Origin of the sequence: Bacteroides sp. 1_1_30 (genome assembly GCF_020982715.1) — a bacterium.
Lineage (GTDB): Bacteria > Bacteroidota > Bacteroidia > Bacteroidales > Bacteroidaceae > Bacteroides > Bacteroides xylanisolvens.
Genome location: NZ_JAJKHN010000218.1, coordinates 1 through 1192, shown reverse-complemented (window position 1 = coordinate 1192; position 1192 = coordinate 1). Strand labels below are relative to the sequence as shown.

3 protein-coding genes are annotated in these 1192 nt (G+C 42.7%); all 3 read right to left on the bottom strand.

The features are described from left to right. Positions 1-169: 169 nt before the first annotated feature. The 3 genes from LPH68_RS26295 to LPH68_RS26285 all read right to left on the bottom strand — a co-directional run bounded on the left by LPH68_RS26295 (position 170) and on the right by LPH68_RS26285 (position 1186). Positions 170-469 carry a hypothetical protein gene (locus tag LPH68_RS26295; RefSeq protein WP_032532939.1) on the bottom strand — a complete coding sequence of 100 codons (300 nt, stop codon included), beginning with the start codon at positions 467-469 and terminating at the stop codon, positions 170-172. Positions 470-759: 290 nt separating this feature from the next. Continuing rightward, complete coding sequence (locus tag LPH68_RS26290; protein ID WP_229101774.1) at positions 760-1035, bottom strand: hypothetical protein; 276 nt, start codon at positions 1033-1035, stop codon at positions 760-762. A gap of 4 nt (positions 1036-1039) precedes the next feature. Next, positions 1040-1186, bottom strand: coding sequence for an LPD28 domain-containing protein (locus LPH68_RS26285; RefSeq protein WP_370638813.1), 147 nt, complete (start codon positions 1184-1186; stop codon positions 1040-1042). Positions 1187-1192 lie beyond the last annotated feature (6 nt).

The window sequence follows — 1192 nt, the reverse complement described above, 5'->3', positions numbered from 1 at the left end:
TGGGCCACTATCTCGGAAGATTTGTTGATACTGTTGTCCATTGGATCAGTCTTATCGGGAATACACATCCGTAACAGTCCTACCACAATGACAAGAAATACCAATATCGCCCGTGGACCGATTGTAGTTGTCATGAAAACAAACTCATCAGCCTGCTTTCTTAACTGTTTCATAGAATTTTGAGGATGTGGCGGCCGGATGCACCCCGGAACTCGGACACGCATACTTCATGTCCTGCATCCAACAACCGGTTTCGGCATTCCTCCATGGCAGTATCTGATATCCTGACAGCAGGAATATTCGCCGCCGTCATCTTGAAAAGAGGCGCTTCCATGATCCGGGAAATCGTTTCGGCGTCTTCAAAATACGCTTCGTATGAATCACCTACATGGAAAAGGGTAATAGTTTCCATGCCATGCTTTTCTTTCATACCTCCGTAACACTGACGGATAATCTGTTCCTTTTTCATATAATATATGTGTATGGTTTGGTGCCTGCCAAACATAAAAAGTGCCTGCAACCAATTCAGTTGTTGGGGGTTCATCCGAAAGGTATATACAGACTTTTTTATTGGACAAATATACAATAAATTGCGGACTCGCCCCACTTTTTATAAGCGGAACTATTCTCTCATTTTCACCTCCTTTTTTCAAACTCCTCGCTGATGGTTTTAACGAATTGTTCATATTGTCTATCCTATGGCTTTTACTACAGGCTTTACCATGGAACGGAGGTGTAAAAAGTAGCTCAAGTTCTCGTTTATAGAAAATCCACCAGTAAGGACAGCGCATGCTTTAATACGGCAATATTTTCCGTACATAGCGTAATCACCCGTGGTTTTGATAAGACCATACTCGGTAACAGTTCCGGTAGCGTATCAAGTATCGAGTGTATGACCTCTTTTAGAAAGCTCGGACTTTCTTCCGTTCTCTTCCTCCTGCTTCCTTTTCTGTCGGTATTGCTTCCTTCCGTATGATAAAAAGCCTCAAAACGTTTACGGTATTTTTCTGTCAGTTCTTTAACACCTGTTTCCATCGTTTTAATTATACTCTGCAAGCCATTCGTCCAGTGTCATGGAATCTTCAAATCCGTACTCTTCAATCCGCACGTAACCATTTTCTCCCATGACCAGCTTTTCTCTTGTAAGGATTGTTCCGGCATGGTTTACCATTACCTCCGGTTCAATGGTCGC

What these genes read in the sequence shown, in the direction of transcription:
- LPH68_RS26295 (WP_032532939.1), bottom strand. Translation starts at nt 469, where the DNA reads ATGAAAAAGGAACAGATTATCCGTCAGTGTTACGGAGGTATGAAAGAA.
- LPH68_RS26290 (WP_229101774.1), bottom strand. Translation starts at nt 1,035, where the DNA reads ATGGAAACAGGTGTTAAAGAACTGACAGAAAAATACCGTAAACGTTTT.